The sequence below is a fragment of the Paenibacillus liaoningensis genome (assembly GCF_059609455.1).
On sequence record NZ_JCAALU010000002.1, the window covers coordinates 243,029 to 263,114 of the forward strand.

Here is a 20,086-nt window from a genome sequence, read left to right on the forward strand (position 1 = left end):
CGTGCTCCTCCTAATAACGATGCGCTGTTATTTATTATTGTCGTTCATTGTCTATTTGCCTGCTTACTAAGTATACGCTTGAAACGGGCAGGAAGTCATTTCACAGTTTTGGCTTTCTATTGTCCGCGTTTGGCATTTATTGTCCTGCAAGCCGCCAAGATTCCCCATGAGGCAGCACGACTATCCGCTCTTCCTCAATACAGCGGCTTTCCCGGCAAGCTTCTAGGCGGTCCAGCGCTTCGCGCGGCGTATCATCAGCCAGCTTGAAGGCACCATAATGCATCGGCACAAAATACTTCGCCTTCACATCCTCGAACGCCTGCAGCGATTCCTCCGGCGTCACATGCTGCGGCCCCATGAACCATTCCGGCTCATAGGCGCCTATCGGCATGAGCGCAACATCGATATGGAATTTGCGCCCAATGTCCTTAAAGCCGGGAAAATATCCGCTGTCACCTGCAAAATAGACGGTGGGCGCAATTCCCGTTACAGGACGGGCAGCATGTCCCGGCCCGTGGGAATGGCCCAGGCGATCTGCTGCTTTGACTGCTTCCGATGCTGCTGCTGCTGCTGGCTGCTCACGCTCCGCCACACTGCTACTTCCGCCCATGCCGTGCAGATGCACTTGCGCGTGCGAGTGGTCGCCGCTTCCGCTTGGCAGCGTTGCATATGGCTCCATCACCCAGCCGCCCCAATGCGAGCTGTTCGTATCCCACGGATTGCGCCTCGTCCAGTGCTGAGACGGCACGAACGTGAATTTTACGCCATGAATATGGACCGATTCCCACCAATGCAGCTCCTTAATGCGGCGAAAGCCCTTGAGCTTAAGCTTGCCTGCAAGTCCCGCAGGGACGAGAATTTGCTTCACGCCTCCCAGCTTGCGGAGCGAGTTAATGTTCAAATGGTCATAGTGCGAATGCGAAATGAGCACGACGTCAACCGGGGGTACATCGCTGATGGGAATGCCCGGGGGCGCAAGCCTTTTTTCAAAAGCCATATTCCCTGACCAGACCGGGTCCGTCACAATGTTGAGCCCCGCCATCTGGATTAGAAAAGTCGAATGTCCGACCCATGTGACGGAAGGATGCTTGCGATTGTGGTGCAAATATTGCAGATCCGGCTCTACATTCGGCACGGTATATGAATAATCTTTGATTTTCATCTTGTTTGATCGTTCTGAGCGCCATCTTTGAAACTGTTTAAAGGAGTTATGCTGTTCAACCTGCTGCTGATTCTCAAATCTTCTGGGTTTCATCCTGGCTTCCTCCTACGCGTTACGAAAATAGAGTATAGCTTTAAGATACCAACTAAGAGTGATCGAAGCAACTTTCCTGACACTTCTAATGCACCTTGTATTCGCATCCTCCTGCAAATTCATGTAAACTAAACCCATAACCTTTGAATTGTATGAACGGAGGATGATAAATGTGAAGCTTTTATCCATTGAACCGACGCCCAGCCCGAACTCCATGAAACTGAATATGGATGAATCGCTGCCGCGCGGCGTAAGACAAACTTTTTCGAAAAAAGAAGCAGAAAGCGCACCGGAGCCACTGAAAAGCCTCCTTGCTATAGAAGGGGTGCGCAGCATTTTCCGCACCGCTGATTTTATTGCCCTGGACCGCGTATCGAGTGCGGATTGGGCGTTCATTCTCGCCGAAGCAAGAACGCTGCTGCACGGCGACGACAGCGGAGCTGGGCAAGCAGCCTTGACCGAGAACAGCTACGGCGAGGCGCATGTGCTCGTACAGATGTATCGGGGCATTCCGATGCAGGTACGAGTGAAAAATGGCGAGCGCGAAGCCCGCTCCGCGCTGCCCGAGCAGTTCACGAACGCCGTCAGCGAGGCGGCCGGCTCCTCGATGATCCGCGAACGCAAGCTGGAGGAGTTCGGCATCCGCTATGGCGAGCTTGAAGAAATCGCTGCCGATGTCGTCCGCGAGCTGGAAGCCGCCTATACGGCGGAGCGGCTAGTAGAGCTAATTGCCGCCGCCAAGGCGCAAGGCGCAGCGGACGGCGATGCCGCAGCCGCTCCGGCAAGGCCGGCTCCGCTAACGGCAGATGAAATTGCCGAGCGGCTGGAATCGCCGGACTGGCGCATTCGTTATGCCGCGCTTGACCGCCTGACGCCCGAGCCTGCGCTGCTGCCGCTGCTTGCCAAGGCGCTGACCGACGACACGGTGTCGATCAGACGGCTCGCCGTTGTCTATTTGGGCGACCTTCGCACAGATGAGGCGATGCCTTATTTATTCCAGGCGCTTCGCGACAAATCGGTATCGGTTCGCAGAACAGCTGGGGATACCCTCTCCGATTGGGGCGATCCTGCCGCTACTGCGCCGATGATCGAATCGCTCAGCGACACGAACAAGCTTGTGCGCTGGCGGGCCGCCCGTTTCCTGTATGAAGTTGGCGACGAATCGGCTATTCCTGCCCTGCGCATTGCAGCACAGGACAGCGAGTTCGAGATTCAGCTGCAAGCGCAAATCGCCTTGGAGCGCATCGAGCGTGGCGAGGAAGCTGCTGGCTCCGTCTGGCAGCAAATGACAGCCGCTCGCCAGCAGGGCAAATAAAGCTCGAGCTGCATATGCTTTGCGCTCTTACTTAAAGATTACCTTTTCTTTTGCCGCTATAAACAAAAGACCTCCTGGCTCACCTTCAGTAAGTTGAAGGGAGACAAGAGGTTTTTTTGCTATTTAACTCGCTTTGCTATTGGGATCATTTTTTCGTTGTAAAGCTTATGCTTTACTGTGCGGCTTGTACATTTTTCAATAGGTCAGCTGCAATTTCACCAGCTGCGAGCCATCATGCAAATAGGGCTCATAGCGCGCAGAGTAGCCAATCGGCACTTGCAGCGCAGCTACGGCGCTTTTGAGATCAGCGGAAAACGTATCGCCTTTCATATAACGAAACTCCAGGCTGGTCGCTCCGCGTTTTACGCCAGCGCGGATTTTTTCTGTCAGCGCCGCGCGATCAGCGACGATGTTTTCCGGCTTCAGCCACTGAAAGCCAAGCTGCTGCCCAAGCTTTTTGTAAGAAGCTGCGGCGGAGCCGCCTTTCTTCTCAAGCTTGTCTAGCTCTGCGGAATACGAAGTAGTCGCGGCTGGATAGCTTTTTTTCCATTGATGGTCATGACGCATTTCCTTGTCCGTTTTTAAATAATAGCTGTACTGGATCGTATCGGCTGGCGCTGCGGGATCGGTCGCTACCGGATCATCCCATGTCACATCGAGATGGTACCAATGCCCATCCAGCTTCACCATATTCCACGCATGATCGCCCGTATCAACTGTACCCTCGGCAATTTTCGTCGTAATGCCCGCTTCACTCAGCATTTTGTAGGCAAGCAGCGCATAGCCCTGGCATACCGCGCTTCCAGTCGTAATCGCTTCATAAGCGGTATAATTGCTCAGCGACTGGTCATATCTCAGCTTGCCCGCAATCCAGTCATGAATAGCCTTCACCTTCAAATGGTCATTCATGCCTGAGGTTATAAGCTTCTTAAGCTGCTGCGCGACTACGCGGTCAACCTCGGCCGTCTGCTCCTTCGATTCCCGGTAGCTCGCCTCCATCTTGATCGTTGAACGAGTACCGAGACTGCGCGTCGTATACACATACGACTCCAAAATATACGCCGTATAATCATCCTTCGCCATCGCGCGGTCAATAATAGATTTAAGCTCCGCCGACAGCTTGCTGCTATCCCCGTTATATTGAAGCGTAAAATGCTCTTCTCTATTTTTAAAATGTGCGGCCAATTCCTGCTCCAATTGACTGATCGTTCCGCTGCCTTGGCCATGCTGCTCCGATGCTGCAAATACAGGCAGCCACTCCGGCTTCATTGTAAAATAAAGCGTGCCTAACACCGCCACCGCAATAACTGCCGGTTTCCAAATGGAAAAACGCATCATGCTCACCCACCTTTTTTGTAACCGATTTCCTTCTTGTAATAAAACTGTAATATATCGCTCAGGTTATATTCATCTTATCCAATTATACTAGCTTTATGACCCCCCTTTATTATATATTCTCTCTTGCAGCCTGCGGCCTTGTTGCCGCAGGCCCTTTTGTTTATTCATTACCCCCATTGGATGATAGAAAACTCATAATATACAATTGCTAGTTTGGGGTAACGATGGATGAGCCCGAATTACAGCTTGCTCACCGCATCAACGAACTGCCGCGCCCGCTCCGTAACAAGTTCAAGCTTGCCTTCGCGTACCCATTCAAGGTTAACGAGCTTGCTGCCCAGACCGACGGCATTTGCGCCAGCGCCGAAATATTCGCCGAGATTGTGCAAATCCGCTCCGCCTGTCGCCATAATCGGAATATGGTCCAGCGGGCCGCGAATTTCTGCCAAATATTTAGTGCCCAGCGTTCCCATCGGGAACAGCTTGACCGCTTCCGCTCCAGCCCTCCAAGCTTTGACGATTTCGGTAGGAGTCATGACGCCAGGCCACACAGATACGCCATGCTCCGCGCCGTAAGCAATAACCTCCTCGTCGAGATTCGGCGAAATAATAAACTGGGCCCCTGCCGCTACTGCCTCCTGCGCCATCTTAAGGTCCAGCACCGTACCTGCGCCGACAATAGCTTGTCCGTCAAACTTGGTGCGCCAGCGATGGATCATCGTTGTAGCGCCTTGCGTATTCAGCGTAATTTCCATTAGGCGGATTCCGCCGTCTATTATTGCTTGTCCTGCCGCATCTGCATGGCGATCCTCAATTCCTCTAAGAATTGCAACGATTTTGTGCTCAAGCAGCTGCTTCAACGTTTCGCTCATTCCAAAGCTCTCCCTTCGGCTTTACAAATCCTGATTCCAATAATCTCGTAAAATTTTCAAAAATAAATTCGGAAAGGCCAGCTCATCCATATGCTCCGGTCCAATCCATCGATACGGCTTGCGGGGCTCTCCCTGCTGTTCCGTCTGCTCTGTTCGCTCTGCCTGCCCTGCTTGCTCAACCTGCTCTGCAAGCTGCTTTCCAGCAGCTGTATAGACAGCCGCAGCTTCAGCAGCCATTTGCGCCATTGGCACCGTAGGCCCTGCATTCATCGTACCTAGATCCGCCTTATAAACTCTCATTTTCCAATGGATATGGCTGAAAATATGATCGGCATCCATCAGCTGGCGCTGAGGACGAATGAGCAAGCCCGTATCGCCTGCGACGGCCTCGGTCAGCAGACCGCCAAGCGGTGCTTGCTCTGTCAGCTGCTCTTCCCCGAAACGCAGCAGCGGTTCCAGCTCCTTCGGCACGAGCAAATGCGGCAGCTCCCACATTTGGGCAAGCAGCCCGGTTGCCGGACGCTGCCGGACAAGCACCTTGCCTTTATGCTCACCTGAGCCTTCGATTATGACGCCAATGCGCGCTTCCGGCCGCGGCGGCTTCGCCTTCGATTTAATAGGAAGCACCGTCTCGCGGCCTTCGATTCTTGCCTCGCAATGCTCCATAACCGGACATGGCAGGCAGCTAGGCGACTTTGGCGTACAGACGAGCGCTCCCAGCTCCATTAGTGCTTGATTGAAATCGCCTGCTGCGCCTTCAGGAATGAGCTCGGCGGCGAGCTTTTCGATTTTCACCCGCGTGGCTGGCTTCGCAATATCATCCTCCAGCGCAAAATAACGGGAAAGCACGCGCATGACGTTGCCATCTACAGCTGGCTCAGGCCGATTAAAGGCGATGCTCATAATCGCCCCGCTCGTATAAGGCCCAACGCCTTTCAATGCGGCGACGGCTGTTTTATCATCCGGCACCTGCCCTTGATGCAGTTCCATCACTTGGCGCGCTCCCGCTTGCAAATTCCGCGCCCGCGAGTAATAGCCAAGCCCCTCCCAGCACTTAAGCACCTCAGGCTCGGGAGCTTCGGCAAGCGCCTGAACCGAGGGGAATTTGTCCATAAATCGTTCATAATAAGGAATAACGGTATCGACTCTCGTTTGTTGAAGCATAATTTCCGATACCCATATCCGGTAAGGATCGCGGCTTTTACGCCATGGCAAATCGCGATTGCCTCTCCGGTACCAATGCAGCAGTTCTCTGCTGAAATGTTGTTTTGCTTCCGCTGTCATGTATTTCTGTACTCCTCTCGATCTGTTTGCCCCGCCTCCTGCCAAGCGCTGCTGCATATAATTCGGCGGTATTCCGAAGGCGTAATGCCCGTCTGCTGCTTGAACAGCCGTGACAAATAATGATTGAGCATGCCGACCTCCGCCGCAATTGCGGCAATCGGCAAATTCGTCGTGCGCAGCAGCTTCTTGGCGGTCGCTATTCTCCGCTGCGTGATGTATTGAACGAGCGAGCAGCCGACTTTATTTTTAAACGCAGCATGAAATCCTTCAGCCGACAGGTCTGCCAGTCTGGCCAGCACACCAATTGGAATTTGATATTTCAAATTTTCTTCAATAAAATTAAGCACTTCATCATAGACGAGCACATCATTCCAGTGCTCATGCTCGGACAGCTGCAGCAAAGTTGTGTTTTGCGTCCGGCTGTCCTCCATGAAAAGCGCAATCAGCTCGAAAAGCACAGCCTTCGTCCGCAATTCTCCCGTGAGGTCGCTCTCTTCCTGCGCCGCGAGCATCTTCGTAAACAGCTGCTTCACGATCTGCGCATCCTTTACTTCAACCTCTAACGGCAAATGAGCCAAATGGATATAGGATTCGGCAGCCATCTCCGCGCGGAAATGGCACCAATAATGGATAAAATGATTATCGCCCAGCGAGCCATACCTTCGTGCCCAGCCTGGACGCAGCAAATACAGCCGCCCGGCGCTGACCTTATATTGGGTCTCGTTCATTTCCAGCCAACCTTCACCTTTATCGACGTAGCATAAGCAGAAATAGTCAGGCTCAGCGCGCCTCATTATCCAGCCTGCTGGGCTTTTCGAATAGGATGCCACCATCACATCAGCCTTTAGCTGCTTAAACTGTTGGTTGAGCATATGTTCGCCAGTTATTTCCATATTCCTTCCATGCCTACCGATCTCTTGTCGTATTTTCTTGTTAGCCTTTTCTATTATAGCGCCCCCCTTGGCAAAATCCTATGGAAGTTGCAGCAAGCAATCCGCTATACTGAGTCTATGATTTCCTAAAATTGATAACTTGGGAGGAACCCTTATGTTACGCATTTCTCTATCAGTCTGGGGCAAAATGCTGCTGCTTGCAGTCCTGACTACCGTTTTGCTTGCTGCCTGCGGAGGCACTTCACAGCCAGGAACGAAAGCAACGCTGCATATGGATGCGCCTGACGGCACCGCCTCTGTCTATAAATCCAATTGCATCAGCTGCCACGGCACAGACCTGCAGGGCCGCATGGGTACTGAGACCAATCTGCAGCAGGTTGGAGCCCGGATGAGCGAGGCAGACATTGTGAAGCAGCTCCAAAATGGCAAAGGCTCCATGCCGCCCTTCAAGGATCGTCTCACAAGCGAGGAAATCGCTGGACTAGCCGCTTGGCTTGCTGGAAAAAAATAGACGAGCAGGCTTGTCCGCCGCCATCGGAATAGGCGGCGAGCAAGCCTGCTGCCAACACATGCTGTATAATATAACGTGCCGAATGATAGCGGCAGCTAAGATGCTTGAATTCAGTCTCCTTATCTTTATCGGCAGCAAGCCCCCTGATAATGACAAAGTTGACATCAACATTACAATTCGTAGCATAATTTTGTATAACCAACTATTTTGCTACAATAAGCAGCTCGTTTAGGCAAGCCGTTCGACAATGGCTACGGCAGATGCCAGCTCCCGGTCATGCGTAATCGTAATATGAACGCGTATTGCGGCAGCAGATAAACCCAGCCTTTGCCACGCCCCTTCGGACAATACACACTCCGGCTTCCCGGCTTCCGAACGTAAAATATTAATATCGCCAAAGCCAATAATGCCGCCAATGCCACAGCCAAACGCTTTGACTACCGCCTCCTTCGCCGCAAAACGGCCCGACGCAAATTGAACTTTTCGCTTCCCTTCATAACCCTCTCCGAGTTTAAGCTCCTGCTCTGTCAAAATTCGCTGCAAAAATCTCCTCGCCGAGCTGCCGGCAAGTATCCCCTGCATTCTGTTCATATCCGTTATATCATGGCCAATTCCTACTATCATTGCTTCGCCTGCCTTCAATGATTACTCGCTCTGTGCTCTGCCTGACTCCTGTGTCCTATCGCTATCCCGCCTGCAAGTGCTACCAAGGCCGCTGCGAGCCATCTGGATTCAAAAGCATAAGCTCCGGTCTTGCCCCTGACTTCACTTCGACAAGCTGGCGCTCCATAATTTCAATAAGCGCAATCGCCGAACGATCCGGCGTAAAATCACCTTCTGCATCAAGCTTGCCCTGCATATAGGTTTGAACCCGGCCGGGATGAAGCACGAGCACATGGCCTCCGCCCTCTTTAATACGGTTGTAAACGAGTTTGGATTGCATATTTAATGCTGCCTTCGACATACAGTAGCCAAACCAGCTCGTACGCGTGCTGTCTTCGATGCTGCCCGCTTCAATCGAGCTCATCCACCACGCTGGCCTCAATATCGCCAAGTATGGCCGCATTGTTGATAACGATATCCAGCTTATCGGTATGTATAGCTACAAGCCGCGATACTTCCTTAACGGAAGCATCCTCCGCAACGTTTAATTCAATCATATGAAGCCGCTCGCCGTACTGCTGCTTTAGCTCAGACAAGCCTTGCCAATCCGAGGCATAACGCCCGGCAAATACGGTAAATCCCTTCAACAGCAGCTGCCTGACAAAGCCGAGGCCCAGACCGCGATCCGCTCCGGTCACTAACGCATATCCCATGCCCTATTCCCCCATATGACGTATTTGCTCCATAATAACAGAAGCTTGCCCGCTTTTGCAGCGGACAAGCTTCTAAAAATACGTTTTTAACTATATGCCAGGAATAGGCGAGCGCTTGTGCTCGGTTTTCAGGTATTGCTTCTCCAGCTTTTCCTTCGCCTCTGCGCCAATTTCCTTACCTTCCAAATAATCGCTGTTGTCATTGTAGGTAATGCCAAGCTCATCCTCATCGGTCTGCCCATCCCATAAACCAGCGGATGGCGCTTTATCCAAAATGCTCTTCGGCACGCCAAGATGCGAAGCAAGCTGGCGTACCTGGCGTTTGTTCAGCGAGCTGAGCGGCGTAATATCAACCGCTCCGTCGCCCCATTTTGTATAAAAGCCTGTAATCGCTTCGGATGCATGATCCGTACCAACAACGAGCAAATTGAGGTCAAAGGCGAGCGCATATTGGACAACCATGCGCGTTCTCGCCTTCACATTGCCTTTGCCGCCACGGCTAAGATGACGATGGATGCCGATACCTTTCAAACCATGCTCCGTTTCAATGGCGATTTCGTCTACTGCTTCGCCAATGTTCGTTTCCACAGTCTTCGTAATACCGAATGCCTCCGATACCGCGTAGCTGTCGGAAATATCCGACTGCTCGCTGTACGGCTGGTACACGCCAAGCGTCATATAGTCACGGCCGGTTTCAGCTGTCAGCTCATCGGTCGCTTTTTTGCAGAGGCCCGCTGCGACAGCGCTGTCGATGCCGCCACTGATGGCGATCAACAGACCCGTCGTATGGGAGTCCAATACATATTTTTTGAGAAAATCAACGCGGGTGCGGATTTCCTGATCTACATCAATGACCGGCTTAACGCCAAGCCTTTTAATAATATCTGCTTGTAAGCTCATAGTTCCTCCTGCCCTTAGCGGCAGAACCGATCGAACGCATCAGCCAGATCGGCTGCAATATCCGACGCGGAACGGTTCTCGATTTGGTGACGCTCAATGAAATGAACAAGCTCTCCGTCCTTCATTAGCGCGATGGATGGGGAAGATGGCGGGTACGGTGCGAAAAACTCGCGCGCTTTAGCCGTTGCTTCTTTATCCTGTCCAGCAAATACAGTAAACAAATGATCTGGTGTAATATCATGCTGCAGCGCTTCCGCTACACCCGGGCGGCACTGGCCAGCTGCACAGCCGCATACGGAGTTTACGACTACAAGCGCCGTTCCTTTTGCATCGGGAAGATTTTGTTCCACATCCTCCGGTGTGCGAAGCTCTTGAATGCCAAGACGCGTCAAATCATCACGCATCGGTTGAACCATATCCAACATGTATCTCTCAAATGACATGGACACTGAAATACACTCCTTTTTGATAACCTAAATTTAGTTACTATTATAACGCCGGGCAGGAAAATAAAGCAACAGCCGTCCATGTCGCAACTGCTGCTCTATGTTTCCGCACTCCTCCTGCAAGCAGGCAGCGCTCATCGCTCGCCTCATTAAATAGACGGACGATTCGGGCCGTCCAGCTTCTTGTCGAAACCAGCTTCTGTTTCGGACGCCCCTTTGCGCTTCTTGGCATTTTCAGCATTTTGCTGCTCCTGTTGCAGGGATTGTTCAGACTTCGCTTGATTGCGCTCCATATGTTCTCCTCCTTCATCCGTCTTATGATGACTGACAGGCAAAGGTAGTATGTGCAGGTTTAGTTTCCATTATGTTAATAGCGCGCAGACAAGGCATCCGTTTCCCCTAGCATAAAGGTTAAAATAAAAGTCGTCCCCTCGCCTTCCTCAGACTCCACCTCCAGCTTGCCATTATGCCTTTCGGCAATGCTGAGGCAAAGCGGCAGCCCGAGTCCCGTTCCTTTGGACTTCGTCGTATAAAATGGCTTAAATAGCTCGCTCATCTGATCTGCTGGAATACCTACACCATTATCACGAATGCGAAGCACCACTTTATTTTCCAGAGGGATATAGCAAGTAAATATGTGCAGAACGCCCTTCTCCCCCATCGCTTCCATGCCGTTGCGCACAAGATTAATAAGCAGCTGCTTCATTTCCTTGTCTGACATAAGAAAGGCGGGCAAATCCTCGGCAAGCTCCGTCTGCACAACCTGACCTCTAAGATTGGCGTCTGCCTCAAGAAGTGGCAATATTTCCTGAATAATCGTTTGCAAGGAATGTTTCTGCATCGGAACCGAACGATTTTGCGCCAATGACAAAAAGTCGCTAATAATCGTATTCGCCCGATCCAGCTCCTCCATAACGATCTGATAATACTGCTGCTCATTCAGCCGGCTGCGCTCCCGCATCAGCTGCATAAAGCCCCTTATTACCGCCATCGGATTGCGGATCTCATGCGTAATGCTTGCAGCCATTTGACCAATTAGACTAAGGCGCTCCATTCTTCCCAGCTCATCGCGCAGCAGCGTAAGCTCCGTTACATCTTGGACAATAAGGGCGGCTCCCGCAATGGATTGATCCTCCTGCCTACGGATGGCGAATGCTGTCTTAAGCAGCGTTTTGCCATCATAGGTGTGCGGTCCTGTACTGCTCTTGGCTCCAGCGAGCGCATCCTCAAGCAGTTTTATATAAGCACCGTCCTCTTTTGCAGCAAAAAAGGTGTCCATACGTACATTTTCGGAAAATAAATCTCCGCTTGCCTCAAACTGCCGCTGGAACAGCTCCTTGCCCTTCGCATTCAAATGCGTGATGACGCCGTGCTCATCTGTGAACAAAATCGCCAGCAGCATTTCATCTATGAACTGCTGCTGTTTTTCTACTTCGAGCCGATAGCTGGACGAAACATTTTTGAGCTCCAGCTGCAGCCGCGAATTTTCAACAAATTTTTCCACAATAAAAATAGATAACCAAATGGCAATGATCGAACCAATCATAAGTAAAATAAATACCGCCACCAGCTCAGTCGACCAGTAAAAGTCCTCATTCATCATAAACATGACAAACATAAATGATATGTAGACGGAGATCGGCGTTATCGATTTCACGCCTATGAGCCGCTTTCGATGCAGAGGCTTTTTGCTGAATCGCTTGGCATAGAGCAATATAATAGGCACATGAACAAACATAAAAAAGACAAAAACCATTTTCTCCGCATCGGTGTCAAGCGCTGGCACTCTAAGGAAAATATAAAGCAGATCAAGAACGAGCGCGCCATACACCCCTCCGTATAAAGAGCCCAAAATAAACGGAACGAAGCGGAAATTCAGCTCATATCCATTAAAATCCATCGAAACCGACATGCACGCAACCATTGCGATAGCGCTTGCAGCCGTTATAAACACTCGAATATGGTTTTCCTTGCGCTGCTTATAATGCCAGAGCTGAAAGGAAAATACAGGAATAAGTGAAATAACGAATTGTAACAGCAATTCTTTCAACACGAACGACAGGTCTCCCCCCCTAATCGCTTACTAGATTAAATTGCGTGATCCTTATTTTCATCTGTATGCATATCCAGCCAGTTCGTCACCACTTCAATAAAACGTTGTGCTTCAAGATCATTATGCAGTTCATGATAGCCGTCAGGCCAAGAAACAAAGGTACATGCCTCGCCAAGCCGCTGCGCCACCTGCTCGCTCGCATGATGAGAGGTGATTTTGTCAGCTGCCCCGTGAATGAGCAGCAGCGGCACCTGCAGCTGCCCGCAATTGGCTATCGCCCATTCGCCTGAATCATGGAGACTCAGGAAGGTTTTAACCGTAATTCGGGTATGGCACAGCGGATCTCCTTCAATATGGACGGCCTCCTCATAGCCTCGCCGATACAGCTTCCCACTTCCCAATCCCGTCGATTGCGGCAGCCCTGGCCAAAAGGCAGCCAGCCGCTTCCCCAGCCAAAGCTGGGCACGGGGTGGTGTAAAGGCCAGCCTTAGCCATGGACTGGACAGCACGAGCGCCTTCACTGCAGGCTGGAGCCGCAGCGCGCAATTCATCGCGATATTGCCGCCCATGCTGTGCCCATAAAGAAAGATTGGCAGCTCTGGATGGCGCTGCGCTGCCTGCTCCACCAGCATGGCGGCATGGGCTGCCGCATCATCCACAGAAGGCAGATGCCCTCTGGGGCCGGATGAACGGCCGTGACCTTGCTGATCGAGAGCAATTACAACATATTGAGCCGCAACGAGCTTCGCCGCGTAGGAGCTATAACGTTCACCATGCTCGCCCATGCCATGTATTAGACATAAAACGCCTTTTGGACGCTCCTTCTCAGGCTTCCACTCCCTTACGTATAGTTCGGTATCCCCACAACCTTGAAACGTCCATTCCTTACGAATCATCCAAGGCACCTCCAGCTGATGAATTATGTTCTATTATAACTCAATATTTTGTCGAAAGAATGGTACAATGAACAAGATTGTAGAAAGAAAGGCTGAGTGAATCATGTACGATATTATAATTGTTGGCGGAGGCCCTTCCGGCTTAATGGCAGCAGTAGCTGCAAGCGCGCACGGAGCCTCTGTTCTTCTCGTTGACAAAGGAGACAAGCTGGGGCGCAAGCTCGGCATTTCCGGAGGCGGACGCTGTAATGTAACGAACGCAAAAGAGATGGATCAGCTCATCCAACATATACCCGGAAACGGGAAGTTTTTATTCAGTGCGCTAAATGCGTTCGGCAATCGCGATATTATCGCCTTTTTCGAAGGGATGGGCATCGCCTTGAAGGAGGAGGACCGCGGCCGGATGTTCCCGGTATCGGACAAGGCCAAAACGGTCGTCGATGCGCTCATTCGCAAAGTCCGCGAGCAAGGGGTCGACATTCGGACGAATACGCCAGTACGAGAAGTTCTATATAAGGACGGTGCGGTAAAAGGGCTGCTGCTGCAAAATGGTGAAAAGCTCGCAGCGAAAGCCGTCATCATCGCTACGGGAGGCAAATCCGTCCCCCATACCGGCTCAACTGGAGACGGCTACCCTTGGGCGATCAGCGGCGGGCACACGATTACGGAGCTGTATCCGACAGAAGTGCCTCTCACATCCTCCGAGCCTTGGATACGCAGCAAAACACTGCAAGGCATTTCACTGCGCGAGGTAGAGCTTACGGTATGGAATGCGAAAGGAAAAAAATTGATTACCCATGAAGGCGATATGATCTTCACCCACTTCGGCTTATCTGGCCCAACCGCCCTTAGATGCAGCCAGTTCGTCGTCAAAGCGCTCAAACAGGCGGCTAGCAAAGAGAAGAACGCTTCTGGCACCGTTGAAGGTTCCAGCGCAGCAAATGGCAGTATAGGTGACGCAGGCGCTTTAGAATCGATAGAGCATTCAGGAAGCGGCGCAAGGGAGGCTGCAACTGTGCTCCTCACAATCGACCTGCTGCCGGGACGCTCCGAGGCTGAGGTTTATCAGGAAATGATGCAAATGGCGAAGCTGGAGTCGAAAAAAGCGATTAAAAATGTGCTTCGGGGCTATTTGCAGGAGCGGCTGCTGGATTTTCTGCTTCAGCAAAATGGCATCAGCGGCGATATTACGTATGACAATCTTCCCAAGGGGCCGTTTCTTGCGCTCGCCAAGCAAATCAAAGCTTTCCCCGTAAAAGTGAACGGCACGCTGTCCATTGAGGAAGCTTTCGTCACCGGCGGCGGAGTCCATCTGAAGGAAATCGATCCGAAGACGATGGGCTCCAAGCAAAGCGCTGGCCTTTATTTTTGCGGCGAAGTTCTCGATATTCATGGCTACACAGGTGGCTATAACATTACTGCGGCCTTCTCAACAGGCTATAACGCAGGAAAAAGCGCGGCACTGGCTGTCTCAGACAGCTAGGAGACCGCGCTTTTTCTTTTGCCGAAAATGCTGGCTACAGCTCCTCGTTCCAATCCTCATTCACAATATGCGCGGGGATGGTGATGCCGTCAAGCGAATAAGCGGTATCTGTGTAAGCGTTCGCATCAATGGCAGCTTCCTGAATAAGCCGCCCGCCATGCACCTGCATAATTTCGAGAGCAGAGATGAGATCATTGCCCTCCATATGAATATGCAGCCTGCCTCCTTCATGCAGAACCGGATCATAGCCAAGCTGCTCCAGCGTATCAAAGGCCATTCCAGCGCTCGTAATATCTGCGAAATCAAACAATAATGCCGAATTCATCGGTTATTTCTCCTTTCGGGCGTTGACTCTATTTGTAGTCTGCCCCAATTTGTTAACGAAGTATGACTAAAGGGTGTTGTCATTTCGAGTTTTTTTCTGCATAATTTAAAATACGAGATATGTCACGTTTAATAACTCTTAATGTAATCAAACATAACCTTGAGATATACCACTGATTGAAGGAGGCATTATTAGCATGCATACGATCTTTTACCAGCTAGCCGACCCGATGATGATTGTGGAATATGATTTTAACCGCTGGTATATTCGCGATATTAACAAAGCCTTTACCGGGCTGTCCGGCTATCGAAAGCATGAGCTTCTAGAGGTCAACCCGGAGGATTTTGTAAAGGATTCGCAGCCCTTCGGGCAGCTGATGGCAAGGCTTATTGAAGATGATCAACTGACGTTCGATTGCGAGCTGACGACGCGCTCTACGATGACGGCGACCGTTCGGCTGAGCTGCCGCAAATTTCAAATGGAGGAGCAAACGTATTACATGCTCGTCTGCAAGGATGTTTCTGCCGAGCGCTGGGGCGATGAATTCGCTGTCGATCATAAAATTATGATGGCTATCGGCATCTCTGAACAATTCCGCATTTTTTCGCTGAAGCGTTATTTCGCTCCGCTTGCCCAAGGCTCAGCTAGTTTCTTGAATCGCAGCATCTTTGATCTGGTTGCCGAGGAGCACCGCGCGCCGCTGCGCCGCATCATGGAACGGGCCAGAAGCATCGGCAAAATCGAGCATTTGGAGCTGCATATGCATATCGGAGAAGACAAAAACACGGCAAAAGCATTGATTAAGCCATTTTATTCGGGCAACAGGGCGTTTAACAGCTACTTGATCATGCTCACCGAGCTTAACCAGCAGGCGCCGGAGGAGGACCCTTCCTACAAGCTGAGAATGCTGATGCTGAACAAAAATATTTCCGCTACATCGCTTGCCCGCTCCACGCTCATTTCCTTGACGACCATTTCTAAAATCCGCAATGGCAAAATAAAAAAGCCCCAGCGGCTCACAGCCGAGCTGATCGCCGGAGAGCTGGGGGTAAAGCCGGAAGCGATATGGAGCAGCTTCAAACAGTGATTGGGCAGGTGAGCAGGTGGTGTAAGCTTATTGTTCAGAGAATATAAAGGATTAGACTGGCCTATTAAAATAAGCAGCGGCGGCCTAGACTTGAGAAATAAAGTCTTAGACTGCCGCTGTTGCCATTAAACAGACGTTACCCGTTAATTAAATATTAATTTGCTGAATAAATCATTACCTCCCTATTAAAACTTTGCTGTCGATTGAATAAAGGCTAGTGAGAATTTAGTCCGTCATTTGTCTAACATTTTTGAAAAGTACTTAGGAGCCTCCTTAAAACCTTGTCTCTCATAAAATTTATGAGCGTCTATTCTTCTGGAATGACAATGAACTTGGATACTGTCACATCCCCTTTTTCTGGCAGAGGCAGAGGCAAATTCCTCTAATTCCTTTCCAATTCCTTTACTTCTAATTGAGGAGTCTACAACAAGATAACTAATTGATGCAATATCTCCTCTAATACCTAATTGTGGGATATAATGAAGGGAAATACAGGCAATAACGTGTCCTTCATCTTCATAAACCATTAATTCTTCGTTGGGGTCAGTTAGAAGTCTTTCCATGTTCTTTTTAATAAAAAATTCGGTATCCGGGTAGCCTAACTGTGCCAATAGTTTGGCTATATCTTTCCTATCCTCCAATTTTGCAACTCTAATCATAAATTTCATCTCCACTCATCTCACACTTTATAGGGTGTCGCTCGACATAAATCATAATTTGGTTTTGATATGAATAAATAACTATCGGCAACTGTAACCCTTCACCATAATCATGGCATTATATTAGCGAATTTACTAGAACCACGGTGTGACTATTTCAATGCAGCTGTGGTTTATTGTTGCTAGACCATAACTCATAAAATATGCCAGCTAGCGCTTTTACGCCATTTGTTTAAATAAGAAAAGCCATAACAAGGACCGTCTGCTTTCTTGTTTTTTTATTGAGTTAAACTGCCTGTTAGCTTAATGAAGCTTCATCAGTCTAATACCTTAATTTCTCTGTCTAGAACTTTATTTTCTTCTGACACTTCTCACTTCTTCACTATGTTCATTCCACAAAAAAAGCCGCTTCTCCTGAACGACAGAAGAAGCGGCAGCCATATGTGTTCTTGCGGGTAACCTCGCTAGCTGCGGTAAGCGGCTAACGCTTCGTTCAAACTGCGCGTTTGCGTGTAAACCTGCTGGTAGATGCGGAACAGCCCTTTATAGGCTTCTACAGCTTCAGGCTGCGGCAAATATTGCTCGGCATGCTTCACGAACTTCGCTGCACAAGCCTCCAGGCTCTCAAACCAGCCGCTGCCATAAGCAGCAAGCATAGCTGCGCCGAGGCCAGGCCCCTGCTCGTTCTCGAGCGCTACTACCTTCGCATCAAAAATGTCCGCCTGCATTTGCAGCCAAACCGGATTTTGCGCGCCTCCGCCAATCGATACAATCGTATTGACCGTTTTACCAGCCGCACGGAACATATCGACTGATTCGTGCAGTGAGAACGTAATGCCCTCCATCACTGCACGGGCAAAATGAACCCGCTCATGCGAGCCATCAACGCCGATAAAGCTGGCGCGAATAAGGGAATCCGGATGCGGTGTACGCTCGCCTACGAGATAAGGCGTAAACAATAGACCGCCTGCTCCCGGCTTCACTTCCCCGATGCCTGCAAGCAGCTCATCAAAGGATTCGCTCGGCGCAAACGTCTTCTTGAACCAGCTCAGGCTGTAGCCTGCCGCCAGCGTCACCCCCATCGCGTAGAAAGCATCTTCCTTGCCGTGATTGAAGAAATGCACCTTGCCGGCAAAATCCTTATTTTTGTCATTTTCATAGGACAAAATAACGCCGGACGTGCCGATGCTGCATAACGTCAAGCCTTCGCTCAAAATACCTGCGCCGATTGCGCCGCAAGCATTGTCGGCTCCGCCTGCGAACACTTTTACTGTAGCTGGCAGTCCTGTGCGCTGTGCCAATTCAGCAAGCAGCGTACCCGTCTGGCCATGTGACTCGGCGAGCGGCGGACAGAAGCTTGCCGGCAGCTCAAATGCGGCCAGCACCTCTTCACTCCAGCGCTTCGCTGCTACATCCAGCAGCAACGTGCCCGCTGCATCGGAATAATCCATGTGCTGCTCGCCTGTCAGGCGATAGCGCACATAATCCTTAGGCAGCAGGAACAGCTCCGCCTGTTCAAAAGCAGCAGGCTCATGCTCGCGCACCCACAGGATTTTCGGCAGTGTAAAGCCTTCCAGCGCAGGATTGCGCGTAATGCCGAGCAGCTTGTCGCCAAGCGTACGCTCGATTTCACGGCATTGCGCCGTTGTGCGCGTGTCATTCCAGAGAATGGCATTGCGCACCGGATTGCCTGCACCGTTCAGCAGCACAAGACCATGCATTTGACCGGAGAAGCTGATGCCCTCAATTTGCGCGCTTGCTTCTGGTCCAATCGCAGCAGCCAGCTCGCCAAGCGCTTCAAGCGTTGCATCGACCCAATCATCAGGCTTCTGCTCGCTCCAGCCCGTATGCTCATGATAAAGCGGGTAGCTGCGTGAAGCTTCGCCCGCAACCGTGCCTTCTTTATTAATGAGGAGCGCCTTGACGGCGCTCGTTCCTAAATCTATTCCAATGACATAGCTCATAGCCGAAGTCCTCCCGACTTAAACGCTGAAAATAACTTCGCTCAGTTGCAGTCTAATGCGCTCTTGACGACCGGACTCCAGACGGATCGGGTTGTTTTGCAGCGCGTATTGCTCAAGCGAAGCCAAAGTCGCTTTGCCGGAAACGATGTCAGCGCCGATGCCTTCTTTGAACGTACGGTAACGGTTGTCTACGATGCCATCCAGAATTTTCTCTTCTGTTAGCTTCGCAGCTGCTTTCAGACCCCATGCAAAGCTGTCCATACCCGCAATGTGACCGAGGAACAGATCGTCCGCTTCGAAAGATGCACGACGAACCTTCGCATCAAAGTTAACGCCGCCACGGCCGATGCCGCCAGCTTTCAGCACTTCAAACATGGTCAGTGTAGTGGAATAAAGATCAGTCGGGAATTCATCTGTATCCCAGCCCAGCAGCAAATCGCCTTGGTTCGCATCAAGGGAGCCGAGCATGCCGTTGATAGCTGCTGTACGGATTTCGTGCTCGAACGTGTGGCCTGCAAGTGTCGCATGGTTCGCTTCAAGGTTCAGCTTGAAATCGTTGTGCAGGTTGTATTTGCGCAGGAACGAGATCGTTGTTGCTGCATCAAAGTCATATTGGTGCTTCGTTGGCTCTTTCGGTTTAGGCTCGATCAGGAATTGCGCGTCGAAGCCGATTTCTTTCGCATAAGCAAGCGCCATTTCGTACAGGCGTGCCAGGTTATCCAGCTCGAAGCCCATATCTGTGTTCAGCAACGTTTCGTAGCCTTCGCGGCCGCCCCAGAAAACATAGTTTTCAGCGCCAAGCTCTTTACCGACTTCAAGGCCTTTTTTCAGCTGTGCGCCAGCATAGGCATAAACGTCAGCGTTGCAAGTTGTGCCTGCGCCATGAACGAAACGCGGGTGCGAGAACATGTTAACGGTGTTCCAAAGCAATTTTTTGCCGGAAGTTTTCATATTTTCTTTCAACAGGCCTACGATAACATCAAGGTTTTTGTTCGTTTCTTGCAGCGTAGCGCCTTCTGGAGCGATGTCTACATCATGGAAGCAGTAGAACGGAATGTTCAGCTTATCCATGAATTCAAAGTTAGCTTCTACGCGTGCTTTCGCACGGTCAAGACCGTCAAGCTTATCCCACTCGCGGAACATCGTTGCCGAACCGAAAGGATCTGTGCCGTTAGCGTTAAAAGTATGCCAGTAAGCAACCGCGAAGCGCAGGTGCTCTTCCATTGTTTTTCCAAGAATGACTTGCTCCGGGTTATAGTGTTTGAATGCAAACGGATTGTCCGAACCTTTGCCCTCAAATTGAATTTTGCCAATGTTAGAAAAATAGCTCATTTTTATAAAACCTCCTGATTATGGTATGGGATAAATGCTTAGTTTCAAATCTGATGATGTAAACGCTCCCCAACAGCATAACATGATCAAACTTAGTTTGTCTATTGACTAAACTAAGTTTTTTTGTGCTAAAATAGTCCTATTAACCCTTACTAAT

The 20,086-nt window shown here is 50.6% G+C and carries 21 protein-coding genes; 4 read left to right on the forward strand and 17 right to left on the reverse strand.

Going from position 1 to position 20,086, the window contains the following annotated elements:
• Positions 1–136: 136 nt before the first annotated feature.
• A complete protein-coding gene (locus AC6B99_RS03765; protein ID WP_494859440.1) occupies positions 137–1,255 on the reverse strand; it encodes an MBL fold metallo-hydrolase in 1,119 nt (372 codons plus the stop codon).
• A 172-nt stretch (positions 1,256–1,427) separates the two neighbouring features.
• Here AC6B99_RS03765 and AC6B99_RS03770 point away from each other — a divergent pair, with 172 nt between their 5' ends.
• The gene (locus AC6B99_RS03770) at positions 1,428–2,570 is read left to right on the forward strand and encodes a virulence factor (protein WP_496662784.1); all 1,143 of its coding nucleotides are present in this window, start codon (positions 1,428–1,430) and stop codon (positions 2,568–2,570) included.
• A 195-nt stretch (positions 2,571–2,765) separates the two neighbouring features.
• Here the strand turns inward: AC6B99_RS03770 and AC6B99_RS03775 are convergent, their stop codons facing one another.
• From AC6B99_RS03775 to AC6B99_RS03790, 4 genes are all read right to left on the reverse strand, one after another.
• Positions 2,766–3,908 carry a transglutaminase domain-containing protein gene (locus AC6B99_RS03775; RefSeq protein ID WP_496662785.1) on the reverse strand — a complete coding sequence of 381 codons (1,143 nt, stop codon included), beginning with the start codon at positions 3,906–3,908 and terminating at the stop codon, positions 2,766–2,768.
• A 239-nt stretch (positions 3,909–4,147) separates the two neighbouring features.
• Positions 4,148–4,780 carry a bifunctional 4-hydroxy-2-oxoglutarate aldolase/2-dehydro-3-deoxy-phosphogluconate aldolase gene (locus tag AC6B99_RS03780; RefSeq protein WP_496662786.1) on the reverse strand — a complete coding sequence of 211 codons (633 nt, stop codon included), beginning with the start codon at positions 4,778–4,780 and terminating at the stop codon, positions 4,148–4,150.
• 21 nt (positions 4,781–4,801) lie between these two features.
• Complete coding sequence (mutY, locus tag AC6B99_RS03785; RefSeq protein WP_496662787.1) at positions 4,802–6,064, reverse strand: A/G-specific adenine glycosylase; 1,263 nt, start codon at positions 6,062–6,064, stop codon at positions 4,802–4,804.
• Complete coding sequence (locus AC6B99_RS03790; RefSeq protein WP_056042697.1) at positions 6,061–6,957, reverse strand: AraC family transcriptional regulator; 897 nt, start codon at positions 6,955–6,957, stop codon at positions 6,061–6,063. Before AC6B99_RS03790 ends, mutY begins: the two co-directional genes overlap by 4 nt.
• Before the next feature lie 154 nt (positions 6,958–7,111).
• On the opposite strand from AC6B99_RS03790, the gene AC6B99_RS03795 reads away from it, so the two are divergent.
• Positions 7,112–7,468 carry a c-type cytochrome gene (locus tag AC6B99_RS03795; protein ID WP_496662788.1) on the forward strand — a complete coding sequence of 119 codons (357 nt, stop codon included), beginning with the start codon at positions 7,112–7,114 and terminating at the stop codon, positions 7,466–7,468.
• A gap of 228 nt (positions 7,469–7,696) precedes the next feature.
• Here the strand turns inward: AC6B99_RS03795 and acpS are convergent, their stop codons facing one another.
• The 8 genes from acpS to AC6B99_RS03835 all read right to left on the reverse strand — a co-directional run bounded on the left by acpS (position 7,697) and on the right by AC6B99_RS03835 (position 13,079).
• Entirely contained in the window at positions 7,697–8,092 is a 396-nt protein-coding gene (gene acpS, locus AC6B99_RS03800; RefSeq protein ID WP_494879709.1) for a holo-ACP synthase, read from the reverse strand.
• Positions 8,093–8,171: 79 nt separating this feature from the next.
• Positions 8,172–8,495: a Rossmann-fold NAD(P)-binding domain-containing protein gene (locus tag AC6B99_RS03805; RefSeq protein ID WP_494879708.1), complete on the reverse strand. Its 324-nt coding sequence runs from the start codon at positions 8,493–8,495 to the stop codon at positions 8,172–8,174.
• Positions 8,482–8,784, reverse strand: a complete 303-nt coding sequence (locus AC6B99_RS03810) for an SDR family NAD(P)-dependent oxidoreductase (protein WP_496662789.1) — start codon at positions 8,782–8,784, stop codon at positions 8,482–8,484. The genes AC6B99_RS03805 and AC6B99_RS03810 overlap by 14 nt, the downstream gene beginning before the upstream one ends.
• A gap of 90 nt (positions 8,785–8,874) precedes the next feature.
• Positions 8,875–9,684, reverse strand: coding sequence for an NAD(+) synthase (gene nadE / locus AC6B99_RS03815; protein WP_056042708.1), 810 nt, complete (start codon positions 9,682–9,684; stop codon positions 8,875–8,877).
• 14 nt (positions 9,685–9,698) lie between these two features.
• The gene (locus AC6B99_RS03820) at positions 9,699–10,133 is read right to left on the reverse strand and encodes a BrxA/BrxB family bacilliredoxin (RefSeq protein WP_056042709.1); all 435 of its coding nucleotides are present in this window, start codon (positions 10,131–10,133) and stop codon (positions 9,699–9,701) included.
• Positions 10,134–10,279: 146 nt separating this feature from the next.
• A complete protein-coding gene (locus AC6B99_RS03825; protein ID WP_496662790.1) occupies positions 10,280–10,423 on the reverse strand; it encodes a hypothetical protein in 144 nt (47 codons plus the stop codon).
• Between the two features lie 74 nt (positions 10,424–10,497).
• Positions 10,498–12,183, reverse strand: coding sequence for a two-component system sensor histidine kinase NtrB (locus AC6B99_RS03830; RefSeq protein ID WP_056042711.1), 1,686 nt, complete (start codon positions 12,181–12,183; stop codon positions 10,498–10,500).
• Positions 12,184–12,218: 35 nt separating this feature from the next.
• Entirely contained in the window at positions 12,219–13,079 is an 861-nt protein-coding gene (locus AC6B99_RS03835) for an alpha/beta fold hydrolase (protein ID WP_494859416.1), read from the reverse strand.
• A gap of 100 nt (positions 13,080–13,179) precedes the next feature.
• Between AC6B99_RS03835 and AC6B99_RS03840 the strand changes: the two genes are divergently transcribed.
• The gene (locus AC6B99_RS03840) at positions 13,180–14,562 is read left to right on the forward strand and encodes a BaiN/RdsA family NAD(P)/FAD-dependent oxidoreductase (RefSeq protein ID WP_056042715.1); all 1,383 of its coding nucleotides are present in this window, start codon (positions 13,180–13,182) and stop codon (positions 14,560–14,562) included.
• A 34-nt stretch (positions 14,563–14,596) separates the two neighbouring features.
• Here the strand turns inward: AC6B99_RS03840 and AC6B99_RS03845 are convergent, their stop codons facing one another.
• Positions 14,597–14,887: a hypothetical protein gene (locus AC6B99_RS03845; RefSeq protein WP_056042716.1), complete on the reverse strand. Its 291-nt coding sequence runs from the start codon at positions 14,885–14,887 to the stop codon at positions 14,597–14,599.
• Positions 14,888–15,083: 196 nt separating this feature from the next.
• On the opposite strand from AC6B99_RS03845, the gene AC6B99_RS03850 reads away from it, so the two are divergent.
• Positions 15,084–15,974, forward strand: coding sequence for a helix-turn-helix domain-containing protein (locus AC6B99_RS03850; protein WP_056042718.1), 891 nt, complete (start codon positions 15,084–15,086; stop codon positions 15,972–15,974).
• A 233-nt stretch (positions 15,975–16,207) separates the two neighbouring features.
• Here the strand turns inward: AC6B99_RS03850 and AC6B99_RS03855 are convergent, their stop codons facing one another.
• The 3 genes from AC6B99_RS03855 to xylA all read right to left on the reverse strand — a co-directional run bounded on the left by AC6B99_RS03855 (position 16,208) and on the right by xylA (position 19,929).
• Positions 16,208–16,633 carry a GNAT family N-acetyltransferase gene (locus tag AC6B99_RS03855; protein ID WP_056042720.1) on the reverse strand — a complete coding sequence of 142 codons (426 nt, stop codon included), beginning with the start codon at positions 16,631–16,633 and terminating at the stop codon, positions 16,208–16,210.
• 464 nt (positions 16,634–17,097) lie between these two features.
• Entirely contained in the window at positions 17,098–18,597 is a 1,500-nt protein-coding gene (gene xylB / locus AC6B99_RS03860) for a xylulokinase (RefSeq protein WP_056042723.1), read from the reverse strand.
• A gap of 18 nt (positions 18,598–18,615) precedes the next feature.
• Complete coding sequence (gene xylA / locus AC6B99_RS03865; protein WP_056042724.1) at positions 18,616–19,929, reverse strand: xylose isomerase; 1,314 nt, start codon at positions 19,927–19,929, stop codon at positions 18,616–18,618.
• Between the last annotated feature and the right edge of the window lie 157 nt (positions 19,930–20,086).